At 70.1% G+C, this 23,291-nt stretch carries 16 protein-coding genes; 9 read left to right on the forward strand and 7 right to left on the reverse strand.

Annotated elements, in window-relative coordinates; translation table 11 throughout:
• Positions 1–9: 9 nt before the first annotated feature.
• Complete coding sequence (locus AC3CF1_RS28090; RefSeq protein ID WP_488451621.1) at positions 10–852, forward strand: class II fructose-bisphosphate aldolase; 843 nt, start codon at positions 10–12, stop codon at positions 850–852.
• 95 nt (positions 853–947) lie between these two features.
• Here the strand turns inward: AC3CF1_RS28090 and AC3CF1_RS28095 are convergent, their stop codons facing one another.
• Both AC3CF1_RS28095 and AC3CF1_RS28100 read right to left on the reverse strand, forming a co-directional pair.
• Positions 948–2,144, reverse strand: a complete 1,197-nt coding sequence (locus tag AC3CF1_RS28095) for an ROK family transcriptional regulator (RefSeq protein WP_488451622.1) — start codon at positions 2,142–2,144, stop codon at positions 948–950.
• 103 nt (positions 2,145–2,247) lie between these two features.
• Complete coding sequence (locus AC3CF1_RS28100) at positions 2,248–4,680, reverse strand: family 20 glycosylhydrolase (protein WP_488451623.1); 2,433 nt, start codon at positions 4,678–4,680, stop codon at positions 2,248–2,250.
• Positions 4,681–5,009: 329 nt separating this feature from the next.
• Here AC3CF1_RS28100 and AC3CF1_RS28105 point away from each other — a divergent pair, with 329 nt between their 5' ends.
• Genes AC3CF1_RS28105 through AC3CF1_RS28130 form a run of 6 tightly spaced genes read left to right on the forward strand, consistent with a single transcriptional unit; the run spans position 5,010 to position 9,782 of the window.
• Entirely contained in the window at positions 5,010–5,825 is an 816-nt protein-coding gene (locus AC3CF1_RS28105) for an ABC transporter permease (protein WP_488451624.1), read from the forward strand.
• Entirely contained in the window at positions 5,822–6,604 is a 783-nt protein-coding gene (locus AC3CF1_RS28110; protein ID WP_088946950.1) for an ABC transporter ATP-binding protein, read from the forward strand. Before AC3CF1_RS28105 ends, AC3CF1_RS28110 begins: the two co-directional genes overlap by 4 nt.
• Positions 6,601–7,602 carry an aliphatic sulfonate ABC transporter substrate-binding protein gene (locus AC3CF1_RS28115; protein ID WP_088946951.1) on the forward strand — a complete coding sequence of 334 codons (1,002 nt, stop codon included), beginning with the start codon at positions 6,601–6,603 and terminating at the stop codon, positions 7,600–7,602. The genes AC3CF1_RS28110 and AC3CF1_RS28115 overlap by 4 nt, the downstream gene beginning before the upstream one ends.
• Positions 7,603–7,630: 28 nt before the next feature.
• Positions 7,631–9,043 (forward strand): sulfatase family protein, encoded by a 1,413-nt coding sequence (locus AC3CF1_RS28120; RefSeq protein ID WP_488451625.1) that lies wholly within the window; start codon positions 7,631–7,633, stop codon positions 9,041–9,043.
• Positions 9,040–9,426 (forward strand): YidH family protein, encoded by a 387-nt coding sequence (locus AC3CF1_RS28125; RefSeq protein ID WP_210794296.1) that lies wholly within the window; start codon positions 9,040–9,042, stop codon positions 9,424–9,426. Before AC3CF1_RS28120 ends, AC3CF1_RS28125 begins: the two co-directional genes overlap by 4 nt.
• A 32-nt stretch (positions 9,427–9,458) precedes the next feature.
• The gene (locus AC3CF1_RS28130) at positions 9,459–9,782 is read left to right on the forward strand and encodes a DUF202 domain-containing protein (RefSeq protein WP_141908450.1); all 324 of its coding nucleotides are present in this window, start codon (positions 9,459–9,461) and stop codon (positions 9,780–9,782) included.
• 69 nt (positions 9,783–9,851) lie between these two features.
• On the opposite strand, the gene AC3CF1_RS28135 is transcribed toward AC3CF1_RS28130, so the two are convergent.
• The 4 genes from AC3CF1_RS28135 to AC3CF1_RS28150 all read right to left on the reverse strand — a co-directional run bounded on the left by AC3CF1_RS28135 (position 9,852) and on the right by AC3CF1_RS28150 (position 20,524).
• Positions 9,852–12,485 (reverse strand): discoidin domain-containing protein, encoded by a 2,634-nt coding sequence (locus tag AC3CF1_RS28135; protein WP_488451626.1) that lies wholly within the window; start codon positions 12,483–12,485, stop codon positions 9,852–9,854.
• 75 nt (positions 12,486–12,560) lie between these two features.
• On the reverse strand, positions 12,561–14,831 hold the full coding sequence (locus AC3CF1_RS28140) for a family 20 glycosylhydrolase (protein ID WP_488451627.1): 2,271 nt from the start codon (positions 14,829–14,831) through the stop codon (positions 12,561–12,563).
• Positions 14,807–17,644, reverse strand: coding sequence for an alpha-L-fucosidase (locus tag AC3CF1_RS28145; protein ID WP_488451628.1), 2,838 nt, complete (start codon positions 17,642–17,644; stop codon positions 14,807–14,809). The genes AC3CF1_RS28140 and AC3CF1_RS28145 overlap by 25 nt, the downstream gene beginning before the upstream one ends.
• Positions 17,645–17,734: 90 nt before the next feature.
• On the reverse strand, positions 17,735–20,524 hold the full coding sequence (locus tag AC3CF1_RS28150) for a glycosyl hydrolase family 95 catalytic domain-containing protein (RefSeq protein WP_488451629.1): 2,790 nt from the start codon (positions 20,522–20,524) through the stop codon (positions 17,735–17,737).
• 292 nt (positions 20,525–20,816) lie between these two features.
• On the opposite strand from AC3CF1_RS28150, the gene AC3CF1_RS28155 reads away from it, so the two are divergent.
• Together AC3CF1_RS28155 and AC3CF1_RS28160 are read left to right on the forward strand one after the other, a co-directional pair.
• Positions 20,817–21,671 carry an amidohydrolase family protein gene (locus tag AC3CF1_RS28155; protein ID WP_488451630.1) on the forward strand — a complete coding sequence of 285 codons (855 nt, stop codon included), beginning with the start codon at positions 20,817–20,819 and terminating at the stop codon, positions 21,669–21,671.
• Between the two features lie 50 nt (positions 21,672–21,721).
• A complete protein-coding gene (locus AC3CF1_RS28160) occupies positions 21,722–22,393 on the forward strand; it encodes a FadR/GntR family transcriptional regulator (protein ID WP_488451631.1) in 672 nt (223 codons plus the stop codon).
• Positions 22,394–22,448: 55 nt separating this feature from the next.
• On the opposite strand, the gene AC3CF1_RS28165 is transcribed toward AC3CF1_RS28160, so the two are convergent.
• Positions 22,449–23,180 carry a FadR/GntR family transcriptional regulator gene (locus AC3CF1_RS28165; protein WP_088946959.1) on the reverse strand — a complete coding sequence of 244 codons (732 nt, stop codon included), beginning with the start codon at positions 23,178–23,180 and terminating at the stop codon, positions 22,449–22,451.
• Positions 23,181–23,291 lie beyond the last annotated feature (111 nt).

A 23,291-nucleotide genomic window follows, 5' to 3' on the forward strand; every position in this document is an offset into this window, starting at 1 on the left:
GGACCACTGATGACCCTCGTGCCCACCGCCGACCTGGTGGCGGCGGCCCGAGCCGCCGGCACCGGCGTGCTCGCCTTCAACGTGATCACGATCGAGTACGCCCAGGCGATCGCCGCCGCGGCGGAGCGTGCCGGCCGGCCGGCGATCCTGCAGATCAGCCAGAACGCGGCGCGCTACCACTCGGGCCTGTCGGCCATCGCAGCGGCGACGGCCGAGGTCGCCTGGAGGTCCAGCGCGACCCTGTCGCTGCACCTGGACCACGTCGACGACATCGGTCTGCTGGGGCAGGCTCCCGACTCGGGCTTCAGCTCCGTGATGGTCGACGCATCCGCGCTGGCGTACGCCGCCAACGTGGCGACCACCCGCAAGGCGACCGAGTGGGCGCACGACCACCGGCTGTGGGTGGAGGCCGAACTCGGCTACGTCGGCGGTAAGCCGGACGCTCCGGCGAGCGCCCACACCGCCGGCGTCCGCACCGACCCGTCCGAGGCCGCCCGGTACGTGGCCGAGACCGGCGTCGACGCTCTCGCCGTCGCGGTGGGCAGCTCGCACGCGATGGCCGACCGCACCGCCTCGTTGGATCTCGACCTGGTGGCCGCGATCCGCGAAGCCGTACCCGTGCCCCTGGTCCTGCACGGTTCCTCCGGGGTGCCGCTGGACCAGATCCGCGCCGCGGTCGGTCATGGCATGGTGAAGATCAACGTTGGTACGGCCCTCAACGTGGCGTTCACCGACGCGGTCCGTGAGGCCCTGCCGCAATCCCGAGACCCGCGCCGCTACCTCGCAGCGGGACGGGACGCGGTGACCGGGGTTGTCGAACGACTGCTCACGCTCCTGCCCGCGACGCCGTAGCCGGCCGCCGCGCCGCCGGGCGGTGCGCTGGCCCTGTGCCGCGTTGCCGGGCCGCGCGCTGGTCCTGTCCCGCGCTGCCGGGCCGTGCGCTGGTCCTATGCCGTGGGGAGGGCCGGCAGGGGCTCGGACATGTTGAGCCGCAGGGCTGCCGCGACGGCGCCTAGGGCGCCGCCCTCGTCGCCGAACTGGGCCGTCACGACGTCCAGGCGGCGGGTGTGTCCGGGGATCGCCAGCTGACCGATGGCCGTCCGGACCGGTTCGAGCACCGTTTCGCCGGCATGGGCGAGGGTGCCACCGATGGCTACCTTGCCCGGGTCCAACTGCACCACCATTCCCGACAGGACTCGGCCGAGCAGCGTCGCGGCGTGCCGCACCACGTCGGAGACGATCGGCTCGCCGGCGATTGCCCGCGCGACCAGATCGGCCGGGTCCGCGACTGTGACACCGCGCCGGGCGCACTGCTCGATCAGCGCCGACGGTCGGATCAGCAGCTCAAGGCAGCCGCGGCCACCGCACGGACAGGGGTCGCCGTCGGGCTCGACGCTGACGTGACCGATCTCGCCGGCCGCGCCGTGCGCGCCTCGGGCGAGCCGGCCGTCGACGATGAGCCCGCCGCCCACGCCGTCACTCCACCGGACGTAGATGGCGTCCCGCACGTCACGGGTCGCCCCCCAGGTGCCTTCGGCCAGCGCGGCCAGTCGGGAGTTGTTGTCGGTGACGACGGCGACGCCGTACCGGTCCTGAATTCGGGTGCTGATCTGCTTCGCGGCCACCGAGGGGCTGCTGCCGCTGTCGCCGGCCGAACGGCTCCGACCGGCCACCAGGCCGGGCAGGCCGAGGCCGATCGCCTCCAGGGCCCGCAGGTCGATGTCGTGCTGCTGCACGAGGTCGTCGATCAGCTTGATCGCGGCGTTGGCCCGTCGGGCCGGCCCCGCCGTCAGCGTGATGGGGCGGCTGCCCCGGGCCAGGATGTCGTGGCCCAGGGTGGCGACGATGACGGTGATCGTCGCCCGGCCGAGGTCGATGCCGACGATCCGGCCGGCGGACGGGTTGAGGCTGACGGTCGTGGACGGCCGTCCCCGGCCCCGGTGGCCGGACAGCGCGGGCTCGCGCTCGACGACCACACCGCGGGCGATGAGGTCGCCGATGATGTCGAACAGCGTGGTACGCGAGAGCCCGGTCAGCCGGATGAGCTCGGCCCGGCTGAGCGGGCCGGCGCTGCGGAGCTGAGCCAGCAGGACCTCGGTGTGTGCCAGCCGCACACGCTGCATGGCATCCGGGCGTTCGATCACCGGACCATCATGACCGATGCCTCGTTTTCAATGTCGTTGCGGCAGCGTACGGGCGCGGTGGCCGGCGCCGTCACCAGCGCGAGGTGACGGCGCCGGCCGGTGGTCAGGGTGCTCGGACCGCGACGGTCAGCGCCGCCTCGACGGGGGAAGCCCCGGCCGAGCGCGCCGACAGTCTCCCGGTGTACGTGCCCGGTGCGCCGAACGTGCGTCGGGACACCACGGTGAACGCGCTGTTGATCTGCATCGCGGGGATGCTCGGTTCGCGCGTGGCGGTCGGTGTGAGCGCCTCCACCCGCCCGTCGCTCCAGGTGACCGTGGCGGTCAGGTCGGCGGACCGGAGTCCGGGGGCGGTGACCGTCCAGGTGGCGCCGGCCGGTGCGCCGACGACCGCGGTGGCCGGACGACCGGTCGCCTGCTTGCGCCACGCGACGTCGGCGGTGGGGAAGAAGTTGACGCCCTGGACCGTCAACCGGCCCCCGGCCACCGACAGGCGGGTGGTGAAGTCGGCGTAGCTGCGCTGCGCCTGTGGCGTCCACCCGACCTCGGCGGTGGCGACGAGGCGCGGGAAGCTGTAGTACTGCGCCTGACCGATGCGGCGGATGAACTCGCCCCAGAGCGCCGATTCGACCCCGAGCACGCTGGTCTCGGCGATGTTCGGGATGAAGGTGCCGGGGTCCCAGTTGTAGTGCCGGTCCAGCCCGCACGGTCCGCCGCACGCCCAGGTGCCACCGAGCGGCTGACGGGAGTCCTGCTTCTGCGGCACGTACGTGTGGGGGGCGGGGGAGAGGACGACCTGGGCGCCGCGGCCGGTCACCGCGTTGGCCACCGCGGTGCGGTCGCCGTTCCAGTACTGCACGACGGCCCTGTTCTGGGGCAGCGTCGTGCCGGCGTACTCGTTCCAGCCGACCACCGTCTTACCGAGCGAGGCGACAGTCGAGGTGAAGGCGTTCACCATCGTGGTGTAGTTCGCGTGGCTGGTCACGTGGGCCTCGTCGCCGCCGATGTGCAGGTACGGCCCCGGCGTCATGGCGGCGATCTGGGTCAGGACCTGAGTGACGAACTCGTACGTCGTCGTGCTGGCCGAGTCGAACGTCGAGTAGCCGACGTTGCCGGTGCCGTTGGCCGGGGCGGTCCGCTGTCCGGCGGCCGGTTTCGGCTGGGCGCCGGTCGTGTTCAGCTGGGGGATGGCGTGCAGCGCGGCGTTGGTGTGCCCGGGCATGTCGATCTCCGGGATGACGGTCATGCCGTTCACGCCGGCGTAGCGCACGATCTCGGCGTAGTCGGCCTTGGTGTAGAAGCCGGTGACACCCAGCTCGGTGCCCATCAGCTGGCCGCTGTCGTTGTAGGTCATGGCGGTACGGCCACTGACCGTGGTGAGCAGGCCGTAGTCGATGCCCGCCGGGTTGCTCGCCGGGTTGTCGAGGGCGATCCGCCAGCCCTGGTCGTCGGTCAGGTGCAGGTGCAGACGATTGATCTTGTATTGGGCGGCGCCGTCGATGTACGCCTTGATCTCGTTCATCGGGTAGAAGCTGCGAGCGACGTCGAGCATCATCCCGCGGTGGGCGAAGCGTGGGTAGTCGGAGATCGTCACCGCCGGCACGGTCCACGTGGCGTCGACGACGCTGTCGGACTCCACCCACTGGGGGAGGAGTTGGCGCAGCGTCTGCACCCCGTTGAGTGCGCCGTTCGCCGTGTCGGCGCTGATCTGGACCTTCGTGGTGGTGACGACGAGCCGGTACCCCTCGGCTGCCTGACCGGCGGGGCCCTTGCCGGCGCCGACCTCGACGACGATGGGCGCGGGCGCGCTGCTCTGGGTGACCACCGGCAGGCCGTACCCGGTGGCCGGGCGTAGCAGGCCGGCGAGGTAGGTCGCGGGCGCGGTCGCTTGCGCCCCGACCGCGACGATGGGCGTGTTCCGGTTCAGCGTGTACGGCGTGCCGCCGTTCTCCGTCATGGACACGGGTTTGGGCAGCAGGCCCAGCGAGGGCGCGGGTGCGGGCGCCGTCTCGTTCCAGATCTCGAATTCGGAGATGGAGTAGCCGTAACCCGCCCACCGCTGGTGCCCCTGCATGCGCACGTGGGACACGGGCTGCGCCGAGTTCACCGCGATGACGTCCGTCCGGGGGCAGGTGTCGCGTTGGACGCGGGTGACGTCCGTCCAGGTGGTGCCGTTGGTCGAGGTCTGCAGTGTGAAGTCACGGGCGCACGCGTTGGGCCAGGCGAGCACGACGTGGTCGACAGTGGCAGGGGTCGCCAGCCGTACCTGCACCCAGTTGGCGTCCTGGTACTTCGACGACCACCGGGTGTTGCGGTCGCCGTCGTTGACGTGCGCGGCGACGAAGTCGGCCCGGTCGAGCTCGACGCTCGACGCGGTGGCGGTGCCGGTCCGGGCCAGGTTCACCGGCGTGGCGGCGGCCGCGGCCGGCGTGCCGGAGGTGACCGGCGCGACGAGCGTCGCGGCGATCAGCAGTGCGAGGGGGGCGGCGATGCGTCGGCGTCCCGATCCGGTGCTGTGGCGGGAGCGTGGAATCGACATGGGACTCCTTGGGCCGTCGCCCGGAGCGCCGGGCGGCTGGGGTGGCTCGGTACGCCGCAGTCTGACGAGAGTCGTCAATTTAGTCAATGCGTCGAACAATATCCGGCGCCCTCGGTGGGGTGGGCGGGCGTTGTCACGGCAGCGCCGTCACCCTAGGGTTGCTGGTCACCAGACATCGGATGTCTTATGAATCGAGGCAGTGCCGCCAGCTCGGCAATTTTAGTCCGAAGGGTTGACATGATTAGTCCGGTCACCAAAGATTCCCTTACCTTGAGCGCCGCCCACCCGGAAGGCGCGCTCCAATCCGACCTGGGCTACGGAGGGCCACCGTGCCGATAGACGTTCAACCGCCCCGGACCCGCGGGTCGGAGACCACCCGCACGGCGTCGCCGCCACGCCGTGCCGTACCACTGCTGGCGTGGAACGTGATCGCCGTCGTGCTCGGCATCGGCATCTGGACCGTGCTCGCGCGGGTCGGGGTGTCGGGCCTTCCCGGGCCGCAGGCGGTCGCCGTCCGCGCCGGTGAACTCGCCATGGACGGCACCCTGCTCGACGACAGCCTCGCCAGCCTGCGCCGGGTGCTCATCGGATTCGCGCTCGGCACCGCCCTCGCGATTCCGGTCGGCTTCCTGATGGGGTGGTACCGGACGGCACGTGGCCTGATCGAGCCCTACGTGCAGTTCTTCCGCACGATCCCGCCCCTGGCCGTCATCCCGTTGGCCATCCTGCTCATGGGCATCGGGGAGACGCCGAAGATCTTCGTCATCTTCCTGGCCGCGTTCCTGTCCTGCGTCGTGTCGACGTTCCAGGGTGTGGTGAGCGTCGAACGCACCATGATCAACGCAGCCCGGGTGCTCGGCGCGAACGACGCCGTGGTGTTCCGCCGGGTCATCGTCCCCGCGTCCACCCCGTTCATCCTGGTCGGCATGCGCGTCGGCCTCGGCGCGGCGTGGGCGACCCTGGTGGCCGCCGAGCTGATCGCCGCGCAGGAGGGCCTCGGCTACCGCATGCAGCAGGCGCAGATCTACTACGACCTGCCGAGCATCTTCGTCGGCCTGATCACCATCGGTGTGCTCGGCCTGATCATGGACCGGCTCCTGCTCACCGCGGAAAAGCACCTCACCGGATGGCAGGAACGTCGATGACCGAGAAAATCTCCTTCCGCTCCACCAGCCGCACGTTCGAGGTGGGCGGCAAACCGTTCCACGCGCTGCAGAACGTCGACCTGGACATCGCCGACTGCGAGTTCGTCACAGTGGTCGGCCCGTCCGGCTGCGGCAAGTCGACACTGCTGAACATCGCAGCCGGCCTGGTCGAACCCACCGGCGGCGAGGTGCTCGTCGACTCGCGACCGGTGCGTGGGCCCGGCCCGGAACGCGGCGTCATCTTCCAGCAGTACGCGCTGTTCCCCTGGCTGACCGTGCGCCAGAACGTCGAGTTCGGTCTCCAGATCGCCAAGGTCGGGCGGGCCGAGCGGCGGCGACGGGCGCAGCACTTCATCGACCTGGTGGGCCTCACCGACTTCGCCGACGCGCTGCCCCGGATGCTGTCCGGCGGTATGCGGCAGCGGTGCGCCATCGCCCGCGCGTACGCCGTCGACCCCGGCGTCCTGCTCATGGACGAACCCTTCGGCGCCCTGGACGCCCTCACCCGGGTGCAGATGCAGGATCAGCTGCTGGCCACCTGGGGCTCCGAGCGACGCACCGTCATGTTCATCACCCACGACGTCGACGAGGCCGTCTACCTCGCCAACCGGGTCGTCGTCATGGCTGCCCGGCCCGGCCGGGTGCACGAGGTCATCGACGTCGACCTGCCGTACCCACGCACCGAAGCCGTTCGCCTGTCACCGGAATTCTCCCGGATCCGCAATCGGGTCTGGCGCGCCGTCTACCACCAGACCCCTCAGGAAGGTGCATCGCAATGAGCCCTCTCTCCCGTCGATCCCTGCTCACCGGCATCGCCGGCCTCGGCACCGCCGCAGCCCTCGCCGCCTGCGGCGACGACGACCAGTCCGGATCCGGCGGCTCCGGCAGCGAGCCGGTGAAGCTGGGCTACATCGCCGACTTCACCGGCGCGAGCCTCATGGCGATCGCCGACGACAGGAAACTGTGGGCCGAACACGGTCTCAAGCCGGACCTCAAGGTCTTCACCAACGGCCCCCTGCAGGTGCAGGCGCTCGGCGCCGGCGACCTCGACTTCGGCTACCTGGGCCCGGGCGCGATGTGGCTGCCGGCCTCCGGCAAGGCCCGGGTCATCGCCATCAACTCGCTCGGTTTCGCCGACCGGGTCATCGCCCAGCCGGGCATCACCTCCATGGCCGCGCTCAAGGGCAAGAAGGTCGGCGTGCCGGAAGGCACCTCCGGCGACATGATCGTGCGGCTGGCCCTGCGGAGCGCCGGCCTCTCCATCGACGACGTCCAGAAGGTCGCGATGGACCCGAGCACTGTCGTCACCGCGTTCGGGTCGGGCCAGATCGACGCGGCCGGCATCTGGTACCCGCTCATCGGCACCATCAGCAAGCGGGTGCCGAAGCTGACCGAGCTGGCCAAGAACGACGACTTCTACCCGGCCATCAGCTTCCCGTCCGCCTATGTGGGCCGCAACGACGTGGTGACCGGCAAGCCGGACCTGGTGAAGAAGGTGCTCGCGGTGCTGCGTGCCGCCAACGACGAGCGGGCCGCCAACCTGGACCGCGCTGTCGAGGTCACCGCGAAGTTCCTCAAGTCGGCCCCGATCGACCAACTGCGCGCCGAGGCCGCCAACGCCCGGTTCCTGCCGTCCGCCGAGCTTGCCGCCAAGTCCACCGACGGCACCGTCGCGGGTTGGCTCACCGGCCTCAACGGCCTCTTCAAGGACCTGGGGAAGCTGCCGAACGCTGTTGACCCGAGCACCTACTACGACGCCGCCGCGTACGCGTCCTGAGGCGGGTCGCGTGAGAAAGGATCAGCACGTGCGGCCCAACATCGTCTTCATCATGGCCGACGACCACGCCGCGCACGCGGTGGGCGCCTACGGAAGCAAGATCAACGAGACGCCGCACATCGACCGTATCGCGGCCGGCGGTGCTCTCCTGGAGAACTGCTTCTGCACCAACTCGCTGTGCGCGCCCAGCCGGGCCACCATCCTCACCGGCACCTACAACCACGTCAACGGCGTGCAGACGTTGTCGACCGAGTTCGACAACAGGCAGCTCGTCTTCCCGGAGCTGCTGCGCCGCGCCGGTTACCAGACCGCCCTGGTCGGTAAGTGGCACCTCGGGCACGGCCCGGAGCACGACCCCCGGGGGTTCGACTACTGGGAGGTCGTGCCCGGCCAGGGGCGGTACCGCGATCCCGTCTTCATCGGTATGGACGGCACCGAGCAGGTCCGTCCCGGCTACTGCACGAACATCATCACCGACCTGGCCGTCGACTGGCTCGACCAGCGCGACCCGCAACGACCCTTCTGCCTGCTGGTGCACCACAAGGCGCCACACCGCAACTGGGAGCCCGACGACAAGCACCGCGACATGTACGTCGACGACGTGGCCGTGCCGGGCTCGTTCGACGACGACCACTCGGGGCACGCCGCCGCCGCCCGGGCTGCCCGGATGCGGGTGGACCGGGACCTGACGGCCAACGACATCAAGGAGATGCTGCCACCACACCTGGACCCCGACGAGGCCGCCCTCTGGACCTACCAGCGCTACATCAAGGACTATCTGCGCTGCGTCGCCAGCGTCGACGACAACGTCGGCCGCCTGCTCGACTATCTCGACGAGCACGGGCTGACCGACGACACCATTGTCGTCTACACGTCCGACCAGGGCTTCTTCCTCGGTGACCACGGCTGGTACGACAAGCGGTTCATGTACGAGGAGTCGCTGCGGATGCCGTTCCTGATCCGCTACCCGGCGGAGATCCCGGCCGGCTCCACCACCAACGCGCTCGCCATGAACGTCGACTTCGCCCAGACGTTCCTCGACTACGCCGACGTGCCGGCCGACTCCCGCATGCAGGGACGCTCACTGCGACCGCTGCTGCGCGGTGAGGACGTCGACGACTGGCGGCAGTCGGTGTACTACCGCTACTGGGAACACGACGACGACGAGCACCACGTGTGGGCGCACTACGGCGTACGCACCCACGACCACAAACTGGTCTACTACTACGCCGACGGGCTGGGTCTGCCCGGCACCTCCGCCACGGCGCAGGAGCCGGAGTGGGAGCTGTTCGACCTGCGCGCCGACCCGTGGGAGATGCGCAGCGTCTACGACGACCCGGCGTACGCGCGGATCAGGGCGGCGCTCGTCGAGGAACTCGCCCGCGTCCAGCGGGAGTGTGGCGACCTCCCGTGGCAGCCGCCGGCACCGGTCAGCGGGTGACGGACGAGGCACCTCCCGCGCCGGCCGGCCCGGGCCGCCCCGACCGTCGCTGGCCACGCCGCGTCTACGGGGTCGGCACGGAGCCGGACCCCCGGTTCACCCTCGCCAACGAGCGCACCTTCCTCGCGTGGCTGCGGACCGCGCTGGGCCTCATGGTGGCCGCCGCGGCGGTCAAGGCCTTCGGCGCGGAAGGCTCGCAGTGGGCGGCGGCCGTGCTGGCGGTGCTCGCCGTCGGGGTGGCAGTCGAGGCGTTCCCTCGTTGGAGCCGCAACGAACGGGCGCTGCGGCTCCAACTGCCGTTGCCGTCCACTCCCGTCGCGGTCGTGGCGGCGGCGGGGGTGGTCGTGGCCGGCCTGACCATCCTCGTCGTGGTGCTGATCTGATGTCGGTGCCGATCTGATGTCGTGGTGCTGATGTGACGGAACCACCACGGCTCGCCGACCGGGGAGCACAGGCCGAACGCACCCTGCTGGCGTGGCTTCGTACGGCGTTGGCGACGGCCACCGTGCTGGTGGCCGTGGGACGGGAACTGGTGCCGCGTCATCCGTTCGCGGCGGGACTTGTGCTGGCCTGCGCTCCGCTCGCCGTCGTGGTTGCCGTCCTGGCGCGGCGTCGGTATCGGACCGTCCGACTGCCCACCCACCTGGGTCAGCCGGAGGGTGCCGCACTGCTGGCCGCCGGCAGCGCGCTGGTCGTGACGGGCGGCGTGGCGGTCCTCGCCCATGTTCTCGCCCGATAGGGCGGGTTGCCGTCGATCCTGCCGTTCCGGGGTGACACCAGCGTCGCCCCGGAACGGCAGAGAGACCGGTCAGGCCGTCGAGCCGTACAGGTTGATCTCGGCGGCGGAGGCGTACCCGGCGCCGTTGGCGGCGCGGGTGGTGCGCAGGCGTACGTGCCGGGCCGTGGTGGGCGCGAAGAGCGCCGACTTCACTGTGCTGCCGGAGCCGAAGGTGCCGGCGGCGATCTGGGTCCAGGTGGTGCCGTCGGTGCTGGTCTGGATCTGGTAGTCGGCGATGGTGCCGTTGGTGCCGCCGTCCTGGCGGGACAGGTAGTCGAGTTTGTCGATGCGGAAGGTGCCGCCGAGGTCGATGGTGATCTGGTGCGGCATGGCGGCGACACCGCCGACGTAGCGGGTGTGCCAGATGGTGGCGGGGTTGCCGTCGATGGCATTGGCGGCGGCACCGTTCTCGCCGACCGTCTCGACGCTGTCCGCCGTCGCGGTCCAGCGAGCGCGCGACAGCTGCGGGCTGTCTCCGCCGCCGATCGCCTCGTCCGTCGGCGTGGCCTGGAAGACGGCCACCTCGAACGGCGCCAGCGTGATGGTCACCGGTCTGGCGGGACCGGACACGAAGCCGGATCGGCGTCCGTCGCGTTCGGTGAACTTGTACCGCTGGTGGGTCCCGCCGGGCAGCTCGAAGACCGTCTGCGGGTTGACCGTGAAGGTCTGCGCGGACGCCGACGGGTTACGCAGCATCAGCATGCCTCTGGACGCCCCGGCCGAGGAGTTCCAGGCGGCCGTGCCGTAGACGGCGCCTGCCGCCGGGTCACCGCCGACCCAGTGCACGTCACTGAGCAGTCCCTGGTTGGCGCGAGCCCACTTGGCGTTGGCCGCCACGGTGTCCCAGAACCAGGCCGCGCCCGGCCTGCTGGCATCGACGAGCGTGTTGCGCACGTACAGCTCCTGCAGGCTCAGACCGAGCGCGAAGTAGGCGCGGATGTCCTGCGACACCTCCGCCTGGACGCTGGCCTTGGTCAGGTCGTAGTCGGCGGTGAACTGCGGTGTGCGGTCGGAGAAGATGACCCCGTGGTTCATCAGGCTCGGGATCGGGAACAGCGGGTTCTGGGTGGCGACGTTGCGGAACGTCTCCGAGTCGCGGTAGTTGACGTAGCGCTGTTGCGCGCTGCCCGCACCGGTCAGTGACGCGTCGTGCCCGTCGCGCCAGATGGAGTCGGCGTACCACAACCAGTACGGCGAGCCCCAGGTGCCGACTGTGGCGTTGACGAACACGTCCTTCTGGTGCGCCCGCAGATCCCCCGTCAGCCCGAGCAGTGCCTCGTAGTCGGCGATGTAACTCGCGTTCGGGCCGGACTGGTAGAGCCCGCCGCCGATGCCGTCGAGCTTGAAGCCGCGTACCCCCTGGTTGTCCATCATGTCGAAGGCGACCGACCGGAACCGGTCGTAGTAGCGGCTGCCGCCGAGTTTGAACTGACCGCCGCTGTGGGTTTCCAGCCGCTGGTCGGCCGGCTTGCTCGCGTTGATGGCCTGGCGGGTGGCGGCGCTGGTGCCGTACCCGCCGAACGGCGACATCCACACCGACATCGATGCGCCGTACTGCGCGGCCGCGGCCTTCTGCGGTGCGAAACCGGTGGGGAACTGGGTCGGGTCGAACGACCAGACGTTCAGGTTCGTCTCGTCGACCCGTGGTGAACGCAGATAGTCCCAGCCGTCGTCGACCCAGAAGCTGTCGATGGTGGCGCCGCGGTTGCGCAGCTGGGTGCCGAACAGGTTGACGGCCCGGGTCAGCTCGGCGCTGTTGATGACCTCGCCGGGTGGCTTGAGGTCCAGCCAGCTCTGGTAGTGCAGGAACGTGCGGCGGTCGTGAGCGCGTTCGCGTTGCAGGTAGTACTGGAACGAGCGGCGTAGCTGACCGGCGGGCGACACACCTGTGGAGGCGGTGTACACCCACGACGCACCGGCGGTGAGATCCCCGGCACGGGGCACCGCGATGTCGACGGCTGACCCGGTCACTGTCGCCTTCGCCATCGGGTTCTCGATGCCGACGAACACCGTCTCGCCGCCGGCCGTGCCGTGCACCACCGGGCTGCCGTCGTCGTTGCCACGCACCCGTGCGTTCGCCAGGTTGAGCTCCACCAGACGCAGCGACGTCACGTCGAACGTGCCGGCCACCGAGCGCACGGTGAAGCTGTGCTGCACGGAGTTGGCGCCGCCGCGCAGCCGTACCTGCCACTGCACGTCGAGGGTCCGCGCGCCGCTGCCGTACCGGAAGGTGGTGGTGACCGCCTTGCCGGCGAAACGTTCCGCGAGCCGTGCCGACGCCGCGTTCGCCGGCAGGTCGCTGACCACCGGGCCGGCGGAGACCGTCGTGTTCGCCGTCGTGATGGTGCTGCCGTCGGCGAGGGTGAGGGTGAAGAGCCCACGGAGGCTCATCGGCACCGTGGTGTTCGCTGCCCGGTTGTCGAACCGGGTCAGCGACACCGTGCTGCCGAGCACGCTCCACGTGGTCGACAGCGCCGCGTTTGCCAGGGTGAAGCTGCCGCCGGACAGCGACGCCGTCGCCGCCCCCGGTTGGGGGCCGGGGAAGACCAGGCCGGCGGCATCGGTGTAGGTCGGGTCGGCCGGGACCGCCGCCCCGGCCGGGTCCTGATGGCCCCCGACCGTGGCGACGGCAGCGGCGATCAGAGCCAGGACGATGGTGGGCACGACGAGCCGCCGTGGCCGTGCTGCCGATGAGGATGGCGAGGGGATGGCGTGCTGCATCGTGCCTCCATCGGTGGTTCAGGCGGTGGGGGTGCTCCAGCGCTGGTTGGCGCCGTTGGTGCAGGGCCAGAGGATGAGGCGGGTGCCGTTGGCGGTCGCGCCGCCGTTGGCGTCGAGACACTTGCCGCCGGTGCGGTAGGTGCTCGTGGCGGTGTCGTAGGTCCACCGTTGGGTCGTGGCGGTGGTGCAGGTGCCGATCACGATCGTGGTGCCGTCGGTGAGGCTTCCGTTCGCCGGCCACAGGCACTTGCCCAGCGCGGTGAGGGTGCCGTCGTTGCGGTGGGTCCACGTCTGGTTGGCGCCGCTGTTGCAGTCCCAGAGGTTGACCGCGGTGCCGTCGGTGGTGTTGCTGCCGGGGATGTCGACGCAACGGCCGCTGGCAGCGCCGGTGATGACGCCCTTCTTCGGGCCGTAGACCTCGAACTCCCAGAGGGAGTAGCCGAAGGTGGTGGCGCGCGTGGTGCCCTGCATACGGACGTACCGGGCGGTGGTGTTGACGAGGTGCTCGTCGGTGCCGCCGTCCCCGGCGGTGACGGTCACCGCGGTGCTCCAGGTGGTGCCGTTGGTGGAAGTCTGGATCTGGTACGCCCGGGCGTAGGCGGCCTCCCAGCGCAGTGCGACGCGGGACAACTCCTGACTGCTGCCGAGATCGACCTGGATCCAGCTCGGGTCGGTGTAGGCCGAGGACCAGCGGGTGCTGATGTCGCCGTCCACCGCCGCCGAGGCCGGGAAGCTGGCCGTCTCGGTCGACGACGCGGTCACCGGGCGGTTCGTCGCCAGGTTGCCGGTCGCCACCGCCGGGCCGCCGGGAGCCCGGCCGATGCGGTCGATGATCGCCCCGAAGGCGGTGTACGTGGCGACCGGCTTCGGTGACCCCCAGGTCTGCTGGGCGATCACACGCAGGATGGTCCGGATGCCCGCCGCGATCTGGTCCTCGGTCTCCGCGTCCGGGTAGTCACACCAGATGTGCAGCACGGTGCCGAGGTTGCGGGACGTGTCGCCGACGGTGGTGTTGCCCTGGAACCGGTCCGGGGTCCAGGTCTCGTAGGCCCACGTCACGTTCGGCTTGCTGATGGCGGGAACGTAGTAGGTCGGATCCCACGCCTGGTTGGAGATGGTGTGCCCACGGTCCAGCAGGGCCTGCGGGGTGATGCCGTAGTTGTACCAGACCTCGACGTGGATGTTGGACGCCGGCCGGATGGTGCCGTCGGTGCCGATGCCGTCGTTCCACATGCGGGTGGTCTTGCCGCCGGCGCGGACGATGTCGTTGGCCCAGTTGATGAAGCCGTAGTAGGCGTCCTTCGCTGTGGCGTTCGCCCCGTAGGTCGCGCGGGCGTAGGTCAGCAGCTGCGGGTAGGCCGCGTAGTTGCCGATGTACTCGTCCGCGCCGATGTGCCAGTACCGGCCGGGAAACAGCGGCAGGAACTCGGTGATGAGGTCCCGGGCGAGGGTGTAGGCACCCGGCTTGGACAGGTCGAGGTAGTAGGGGTTGCGGTTGCCGTTGGTGTCGGTGAGTTGCAGGTCCGGGTGGTCGGCCAGAATGGCGTTCATGTGGCCCGGCATGTCGATCTCGGGGATGACCTCGATGTGGTACTGGGCCGCCAGGGCGATGAGGTCGCGGATCTGCTGTTTGGTGTAGAACTGCTCCGACACCACCTCCGGGTGGGTGGTGCTCTCCAGCCGGAATCCGAACGTGTCGGACAGGTGCAGGTGCAACCGGTTCATCTTCAGGTAGGCGAGCTCCTTGACGTGCCGACGGAGCCAGTCGACGGTGAAGTACTTGCGACCAACGTCGACCATCATGCCGCGTTCGGACTTGGTCGGGGCGTCGGTGGTCGTGCCCGCCGGCACCGTGCTGGACTGCTTGAGCAGTTGCAGCACCGTCCGGGTGCCGTAGAAGGCGCCGGCGTCGGTCGAGCCCTGGATGGCGATGCTCGATCCGACAGTCATCGTGTAGCCCTCGGCGGGTTGGCTGCCGCCCAGGGTCAGCCGGATGTCGCCGGTGGCGGCCGTGCCGGTGGTGACCGGGACGGTGCGGCCGGTCAGGTCCCGCAGGTCCGCGGCGAAGGTGGCAGCGTCGTCGTTGAGCTGGGCGGTGTACGCGGGATCGACCACGATCCGGGTCGTGGTGCCGAAGGTGTAACTGCCGGTGCCCGCCGTCCACTGCTTCAGCGCCGGGATCACCTGAAGATCACCCGGTACGGCCGAGGCCGGCGTGGCCGGCACTGTCAACAGTGCGGCGGCGAGTACCCCCACCGCGCCGGTCACGCTGATACGTCGAAGACGCATTGTTCGCTCCTCTCGAAAGGCTGGGAAATCAGCAGGACGCCGGGTTGGCGGTGCTGTCGGTGGCGTACGCGGTGAGAGTCGCGACCTGCGGGACGCCGCGCGCGGCGGTGACCCGCAGCCGCAGCCGGTCGCTGTTCACGGCGGCGGTCAGCGGCACGATCCGCTTGTGTCCGACCGTTCCGGCGGCGGCGACCTGTTGCCAGCCGCCGTTGATCCAGGCGTCCACGGCGAACGCCTCGATGCGCTGGCCGTTGCCGACCGACTCCTGCAACAGGAGCCGGTCGAACGTGCGGGCCCGGCAGGCGGTCAGTTCGACAGCGCCGGTGGTCGGCGCCACCCGAGGGCGACCAGTACGTGCCCAGGGCCGTGTCGGTGAGGGCGGCGTGGGTGCCGGTCGCACCCGCCGTGGCGAACAGCTCGCGGCCGTACCGTGAGCGCTGGGTGGTGCCGAACCCGTCCAGGGCGGTGACGTCCGGCGCGTCGATCACGCCGGCCCGATTCGGCGGGACGTTGAGCAGCAGGTTGGCGTTGCGACCCACCGCGTTCTCGTAGAGCTGCATCAGCGCGGCCGGCTGCTTGACCGAGCCGTTCTGGCCGGCGTGCCAGAACCAGCCGGGTCGGATGGACACGTCCGCCTCGGCCGGATACCAGGACAGGTACGTGACAGTCCCCAGGTTGCGCCCGATCAGCGCGCTGGAACCCAGGTCACCCGACGCGGCGCCACTGAGCATGTCGTCGTCACGGTTCAACGCCCCGGGATCAGCGCCCTTGAACGGCAGTGCGCTCCACTCGTCGGCCCGGAACGCCCCGGACTCGGAGCCGACCCAGCGCACGTCCGGGCCGTTGATCGCGATCGTGGCGCCTGGTTGCAGGGCCCGAATCAGCCGGTACCAGTCACCGACCTGGTACGGCTGCGGGTACGCGGTGTACGGGTTGGCGCCGTCGAACCACACCTCGGCCATCGGTCCGTACTCGGTGAGCAGCTCGTAGAGCTGGTTGAGGAAGTAGGCGTTGTAGTCGTCGGCCTGGTACGTGTACGTCTGCGTGGGGGCGCGGGTGTCCCCGGCGACGAGCGTCGGGATGGTGACATTCCGCTTGGCACTGCCGTTGCCGAACCGGTCGCCGCCGCGCCGGCCGGGGATCTCCGCGCCGTCGGCGGGGGAGAGGTAGAAGCCCACGGCGAGACCTGCCGAGCGGGCGGCGTCGACTGTGGCGCGAAGGATGTCGTTCTGGCTGGTCCGGCCCCACCAGGGGCTGCTGCGCACCGAGTGGGTGCTGTATCGCGACGGGTAGAGCAGGAACCCGTCGTGGTGCTTGACGGTGAGGATGACCTGCTTGAAACCGTTGCGCTTGAGCACGTCGATCCACTGTGTTGGGTTGACCACCGTCGGGTTGAACTGGGCCGGGTCCTCGTTCCCACTGCCCCATTCGACGTCGGTGAAGGTGTTCATTCCGTAGTGCAGGAACGCCGTCAGCTCGCGTTGTTGCCAGGCCAGTTGGGCGGCTGACGGTGTGACCTGGGCTGCCTTCTGCCGGATCCGGTCGAGGGTGTCGCACCGGTCGACGGTGATGACGGTGGCCGGCGTGACCGGGCCGCTGCTGCCCGGGTCGCCCGCGCAGCCGGGGGGCGGCGGGGTGCCACCACAGACCGGCGCTTCGAGTTGGAAGTCGGCCGGACCGGCGGCGCCGGTCATCGACGCGAGGGCGATGGCGTCCAGCGTGCCGTGCCAGCCGCGGTTGCGAGTGCCGGCGTCGTTGCCGAAGGCCAGCAGACCCTGCGACGCGTTGGCCGCCGCCACCGGTGTGGTGACTGTGGTGCCCACCTGGCAGCCGTTGACGTACGCGACGAGCCGTGCCGCGGTGTCACTCACGTACTCGTAGGCCAACGCCACGTGGGTGTCCTGCGTGTCGGCCAGGTTCGGCCCGCTCTGCCGGGTGTCGTGGTACGGCGCGTCCGGCCCGTACATGCCGAACTCGGTAGTGGTCTGTGAGCCATTGGCGTAGCGGTAGTAGCCGCCGCCGGCGAGGCTGAGCAGCGTGTCGAAAGTGATCGTGGCGCCGCTCTGTCGGCGTACGACCGCCTCGGCCAGCAGGCTCTTGTTGACGTACTTCGCGCTGGTCACCGGGATCCGTGGGGTGAACCCGATGCCGGTGCCCCCTCCGGTGAGCGTGACGGTCGTACCGCTGATCACCTCACTGCCGGCCAGCCGGGTGAGCTGCCCGTCGACCAGTTCCCCGGTCGAGGGGGTGTAGCCGGTGGTGGAGGTGAACGTGCCGCTGAAGCCGACGTCGAGCAGCGGTTGGTAGTCAGCCGCCGCGACGCGCCACTGCTGGTTGGTGGCGGTGGCGCAGGGCCAGAGGATGAGTCTGGTGTTGTTGGAGGTGGCACCGCCGTTGGCGTCGAGGCAGGTGCCGGTGGCCTGGTTGCGCAGTGTTCTGGTGGTGGTGTCGTAGGTCCAGCGTTGGTTGGTGGCGGTGCTGCAGGTGGTGATGGTGGCGGCGGCGCCGGCTGTGGTGCTGGCGGGTGCGAGGCATTTGCCGCGGTTGCGGATGGTGTTGTCGGCCTGGCGGGTCCAGATCTGGTTGGTGGCTCCGGTGCAGTCCCAGAGGATCAGGGCGGTGCCGTCGGTGGTGGCGGCGCCGGGCACGTCGACACAGCGTCCGCTGGCCACTCCCGTGATCGTGCCGTCCCCCGGAGCCGCGGCGGCCGGTGCCGCCGGTGGGGTGAGCTGGACCAGGCAGGTGGCGAGCAGGGCCAGGGCGGCCAGTGTGGCGCCGCTTGCGCGCGCGCGGCGGCGCAGGGTGGGGGTCATGGGGGTGTCCTCTCCGGGAACGGGTCAGGGAGGGGCGGCGCAGAGGTGAGGTGACCTACGGGTACGGCCGGCCGGCGGTGAGGGCCGGTGTCACACCAGCCACTGCTGGTTGGTGGCGGTGGTGCAGGGCCAGAGGATGAGTCTGGTGTTGTTGGCGGTGGCACCGCCGTTGGCGTCGAGGCAGGTGCCGGTGGCCTGGTTGCGCAGGGTTCTGGTGGTGGTGTCGTAGGTCCAGCGTTGGTTGGTGGCGGTGCTGCAGGTGGTGATGGTGGCGGCGGCGCCGGCTGTGGTGCTGGCGGGTGCGAGGCATTTGCCGCGGTTGCGGATGGTGTTGTCGGCCTGGCGGGTCCAGATCTGGTTGGTGGCTCCGGTGCAGTCCCAGAGGATCAGGGCGGTGCCGTCGGTGGTGGCGGCGCCGGGCACGTCGACACAGCGTCCGCTGGCCACCCCGGCGATCGTGCCGGTCGCGGCGTCGGAGACCGCCTGGTAGCGGTGCCCGGCTTCGGCCGTGAACGTCACCCGGTCACCTGTGCGGTTCACCGGCACGGCCTGGTTCGTGGTCAGGTCCACCAGCGACGCGGTGGCCAGCATCGGATTCCGTACGGTGAGTGAGCCGCCGCTGCCGGCGGTCAGCGTGATCCGAGTGGCCAGCCGGTTGCGCCACTCGGTGTCCACTGTGACGTTGCCGCGGGCCCGCAGACCGCTGACCGAGCCGGTGGGCCAGGCCGCCGGCACGGCGGGCAGCACGTCGACGATGCCGTTCTGGCTCTGCAGCAGCATCTCCGCCATTCCGGCGGTGGCCCCGAAGTTGCCGTCGATCTGGAACGGCGGGTGGGTGTCGAACAGGTTGGCGAGCGTGCTGCTCTTGAGCTGCTCGCTGAGCATCTTGTGGGCGTGGTCGCCGTCGAGCAGCCGGGCCCAGAAGTTGATTTTCCAGGCCTTGCTCCAGCCGGTGCCGCCGTCGCCGCGCGCCGTGAGGGACACCTTGGCGGCGTTGGCGAGAGCAGGGGTGGTCGACGGGGATATCTGCCGACCCGGGTGCAGGGCGTACAGGTGCGAGACGTGCCGGTGGTCGTTGGTCGGGCTGTCCCAGTCCGCCTTCCACTCCTGCAACTGACCCCAGGAGCCGACCCGCAGGCCGGGGTCGAGCTTGTTCAGCGTGGTCTGCCACTGCCCGCGCAGGGTGGCGTCGACGCCGAGCGTGGCGCTCGCCTCGATGGTGTTGGTGAGCAGGTCCCACACGATCTGCTCGCTCATCGACGCGCCGGCCGAGAAGTCACCCTGCTCGGGTGAGTAGCTGGGCGAGACGACCAACCTGCCGTCGCGCGGATCGACGTGCAGGTTGGCCCGCCAGAACTCCGCTGCCTCCTTCATCGCCGGGTACGCCTGGTCGCGGAGGAACGTCGTGTCGCGGGTGAAGCGGTAGTGCTCGTAGAGGTGCTGGCACAACCACGCGGCCGCCTCCGGGAACCAGAAGGCGGTGGCCCAGTCCTGGACGCCGGTGAAGCCGTACGGGTTGGTGCTGAGGTGCGTGACCCAGCCGGTCGTACCGTAGATGTTCTGCGCGGTGACCCGGCCTGGCGCGCGCAGGGCGTCGATGAAGTCGAACAGCGGCGTGGCGGTCTCCGCCAGGTTCGTGGTCTCCGCCGGCCAGTAGTTCATCTGCACGTTGATGTTGGTGTGGTAGTCGGCCTGCCAGGGCGGGGTGTTGGAGTTGTTCCAGATGCCCTGCAGGTTGGCTGGCAGGGAGCCGCCGCGGGAGGACGAGATGAGCAGGTACCGGCCGAAGGAGAAGTACAACGACTCCAGCGCGCGGTCCTGGGCTCGCCCAGCGGCGCCGGTGTAGGCCGACCGCAGCTCGTCGGTGGGAACGTTCGGCATCTGCCCGCCCACGTTGAGCCGGACGCGGTCGAAGAGACTCTTGTAGTCGGCGAGGTGGGCCGCGCGCAACGCCGCCACCGTCGAGGCCGCCGCGCCGTCGACCGCCTGGGTGACCTGGGCGTGGGGGTCGGCGCCGCGATAGCTGGGGTAGGTGTCGGCGTACGACGTCGCGGCGGCCAGCACGATGAACGCCGAGTCGGCGCCGGTGACGGTGATCCGGTCGGTGCCGTCGGTCCGGGTGCCACCTGTGGTCACCACCCGGTACTGGGTCTCGTGGGTCAGCCCGTTGCCGGGCAGCGCGCCCCGCACGGTGATCCGGCCGTTCGCCACCGTGACGGTGCTGCCGGGCTGGGCCGAGGCGGTACGCAGGACGAAGGAGACCTTCCCGGCCTGGCTGGCCGACAGCCGGGTGACGATCACGTTGCGGGGGTGGCTGGCGAAGTATTCGCGCTGGTAGGACACCCCGCCGTAGGAGTACCCGACGCGAGCGGTGGCCTCGGCGAGATCCAGCTCGCGACGATAGTCGCTCACGGTGGCCGGGGTGCCGGTCATGTCGAGGTACATGTCGGCGAGGTTCTGGTACGAGCCGAATCCGGTCGCTGGCTGGCCGAGTGCCGTGGCGACCGCGCCAGGTGCCATCCGTGTGTCCCGGTCGATCTGAGCCTGCACGCCGGTCAGGGCTCCGGGCCGTGGTGACGTCCAGTTGCCGTGGTTGTAGCCGCTGGTGCCGGGACCGCCCGTCCACAGTGTCTTCTCGTTGAGTTGCAGGCGTTCGGTCTGGATGCCACCGAAGACCATGGCGCCGAGCGCACCGTTGCCCAGCGGAAGCGCGTTGCTCTCCCAGTTGGCGGCGGGCTCGTCGTACCAGAGCGCCAGCCCGGGGTCGGCGGCTGCTTCGGCCGGAGCGGAGTTCGCGGACGCGGCGGTCAGGGCCGCGGCCACGACAAGAGCCGCTGCTGCGGCTCGCAGGATCGTCTGGGTACGGCCGATGACAGGCATAGGGCCTCCTCTATGCCATGGGAGTTAACGTGGGATGTATATTTTTGTCAATGGGTCGTACTGGATAACCTGGTGAGGTTGCCTGCGACGAAGATCGGGACCTGAATGGTGGATCGCCAGCCCATCTCGGCCTATTGCCTGAACCATCGATAGCTGTTAGACATCAGATGTCCGAGCTCTCAGAACCGGAAACATCCGATGTATGCGGGGTGGTGTTGGTGAAGCTTCTGCGATCACGGCATCGCGGTTCGGGCGTGGCCAGCCGCGCGGCGTCAGCCGCGGTGGGGCCTGCGTGCTGACGGTCGACGCGCACCATCACCTCTGGGGGAAACCGCCCGCCTGCGCCCGGCTCGACGACGACCGGATGCGGTCGGTCCGGCGTCCGTTCACAGTGGCCCAGTGGCAGGCGCAACTGCGCGCGGCCGAGGTCGATCGCTCCATCCTCGTGGAGAGTGGGCGATGCGACGAGGCGGAGTCGGAGGACCTGCTCCGGTGGGCGACCGAGGCGCCGCAGATCGCCGGTGTGGTGCTGTGGGCTGACCTGACCGGTCCCGGCTTGGAGGCCCGCATCGCCAGGCACCTCCGGCGCTCCGGTGGCGATCGGGTGGTCGGTGTCCGCGCCCAGGTTCAGGCCGAGCCCGATCCGGACCATCTGGACCGCCCGGACGTGCGCCGCGGCCTCCGTGTCGTCGCGGCAGCCGGGCTGGCCTTCGACCTGCTGGTCCGGGTGGACCAGCTGCCCGCCGCGGCGCGGGCCGCCGCGGCGCTGCCGCACGTCCGCTTCGTCCTCGATCATCTCGGCAAACCGGAGATCCGGGCGGGTGCGACGGGACTGGTCCGGTGGCGCGGGCCTTTCGCGGCGCTGGCCGAGCAGCCCAACGTCACGGCCAAGATGTCCGGCCTGGTGACGGAGGCCGACTGGGTCTCGTGGCGGGCCGACGACCTGCGACCGTTCGTCCGCGAGGCGCTCGACCGTTTCGGGCCGGATCGTTTGGTGTTCGGTTCCGACTGGCCACTGTGCCTGCTCGCGGGCAGCTACGGCCGGGTGCGGTCCGCGCTGCACCAGGTGTTGCCGGCGCTGTCCGAGGCGGCCTCACACGCGATCTTCGGAGGCACCGCCGCGCGGGTCTACCGGCTGGCGGTCTGACCCGGCGATCATGGGAACGGGCCCAACCCCGAACATGTGCGGAGGCGGCGATGGCTCTCACCGACGAGGCGATCGGCAAGATCAAGATGATGATCACGTCGGGCGAGCTCGGCCCCGGCGATCGACTGCCGAAGGAGGCGGACCTGGCCCGGCGGCTCGGTCTGTCCCGCAACTCCCTGCGTGAAGCGGTGAAGGCCCTGTCCATCATCCGGATCCTGGATGTCCGCCAGGGTGACGGCACCTACGTCACCAGCCTTGCCCCACAGTTGCTGCTCGACATGCTCAATTTCGTCGTGGACTTCCACCGCGACGACACAGTGCTGGAGTTCCTTGAGGTGCGGCGCATCCTGGAGCCGGCCGCCACGGCGCTGGCCGCGCAGCGGATGGCCGCCGAGGACGTCGCCGGCCTCCAGGCCGTGCTCGACAACCTCGGCGACACCCACGACGTGGAGGCCCTGGTCGCCAACGATCTGCAGTTCCACCGCCTGATCGCCGTCGGCTCCGGAAACACGGTGCTGTGCTCGCTGCTCGACGGGCTCTCCGGGCCCACCACCCGGGCCCGCATCTGGCGCGGTGTCACCCAGCAGGGCGTCCTCGCCCGGACCCGGGAGCAGCATCAGGCGATTGTCGACGCGATCACGATCGGGCACGCCGACCTTGCGCGTTCCTGGGCGACAGTGCACATCGCCGGAGTCGAGGAGTGGCTCCGTCGGGCACTGTGACCGACCATGGCCGCTGACCGGCTTGCGGGGGTCGTACGGCGATGGCGGTGTCGATTCAGGCCCGCACGACGCGGGCGATGCTCGCCCGGATGGGCGCGTAGTGGTCGGCGATGGCGGCTTGCAGGCCGGCCACGTTGCCGGCCGCGATCGCGTCCACGATTGCCCGGTGACGGTGGGCGGTGATCAGCCGGTCCTCCGGCTCGGTGCGCAGCGTGGGAGCGACGATGGCCTGGACCTGCCAGAACGCCTCGGTCAGCTGGAGGATCAGGTCGTTGCCGAGGGGCTCCAGCAACTTCACGTGGAAGGCCCGGTCGACGTCGAGGAAGTCCTTCCCCTGGGCCGCCAGGCTCTCCATCTCGTCGACGAGCGCGGAGAGGGCCACCCGGTGCTCGCCGTCGAGGACGGCGATGACCTGGGCTGCGAGCCCCTGCTCGAGGGTCTGGCGGACATCGACGACCTGCCCCAGCACGTGGTGATCTTCCTCGCCACTCAGGAGACCGCGGAAGGTCAGGCCCTCCACGAGAGCGGCGAGGGACATGCGGCCGACGAAGGTGCCGTGACCGTGCCGCACCTCGACGATGTCGAGGGCAGAGAGGATCTTGACGGCCTCGCGCACGCTGGACCGGCTGGCGCCCACGGCGTCACACAGCTCCGCCTCGGTGGGGAGGATGTCTCCCGGCTTGAGGCGATTCCGCAGAATGTACTCCTTGATCTTGGTAGCGACTTCCTGCCGGCGGGGACCTGGGCGCTCCGCACCGCGTAGCGGAGTGGCGTCAATGGTCGTCATCTGGCACTTGCCCTTCCCTCACGAATCTGACACGCTCACCCTATCGGCATCAGATGTCAGACGTCAGACCCCATTATCTTCGAATCCCTCAGCGCGAGCGTCACGCGAGCG

The organism is Micromonospora sp. MGP-C2 (genome assembly GCF_057766525.1).

What these genes read in the sequence shown, in the direction of transcription:
- AC3CF1_RS28090 (WP_488451621.1), top strand. Translation starts at nt 10, where the DNA reads ATGACCCTCGTGCCCACCGCCGACCTGGTGGCGGCGGCCCGAGCCGCC.
- AC3CF1_RS28100 (WP_488451623.1), bottom strand. Translation starts at nt 4,680, where the DNA reads ATGTCGATTCCACGCTCCCGCCACAGCACCGGATCGGGACGCCGACGC.
- AC3CF1_RS28110 (WP_088946950.1), top strand. Translation starts at nt 5,822, where the DNA reads ATGACCGAGAAAATCTCCTTCCGCTCCACCAGCCGCACGTTCGAGGTG.
- AC3CF1_RS28115 (WP_088946951.1), top strand. Translation starts at nt 6,601, where the DNA reads ATGAGCCCTCTCTCCCGTCGATCCCTGCTCACCGGCATCGCCGGCCTC.
- AC3CF1_RS28140 (WP_488451627.1), bottom strand. Translation starts at nt 14,831, where the DNA reads ATGCGTCTTCGACGTATCAGCGTGACCGGCGCGGTGGGGGTACTCGCC.
- AC3CF1_RS28145 (WP_488451628.1), bottom strand. Translation starts at nt 17,644, where the DNA reads ATGACCCCCACCCTGCGCCGCCGCGCGCGCGCAAGCGGCGCCACACTG.
- AC3CF1_RS28150 (WP_488451629.1), bottom strand. Translation starts at nt 20,524, where the DNA reads ATGCCTGTCATCGGCCGTACCCAGACGATCCTGCGAGCCGCAGCAGCG.
- AC3CF1_RS28160 (WP_488451631.1), top strand. Translation starts at nt 21,722, where the DNA reads ATGGCTCTCACCGACGAGGCGATCGGCAAGATCAAGATGATGATCACG.
- AC3CF1_RS28165 (WP_088946959.1), bottom strand. Translation starts at nt 23,180, where the DNA reads ATGACGACCATTGACGCCACTCCGCTACGCGGTGCGGAGCGCCCAGGT.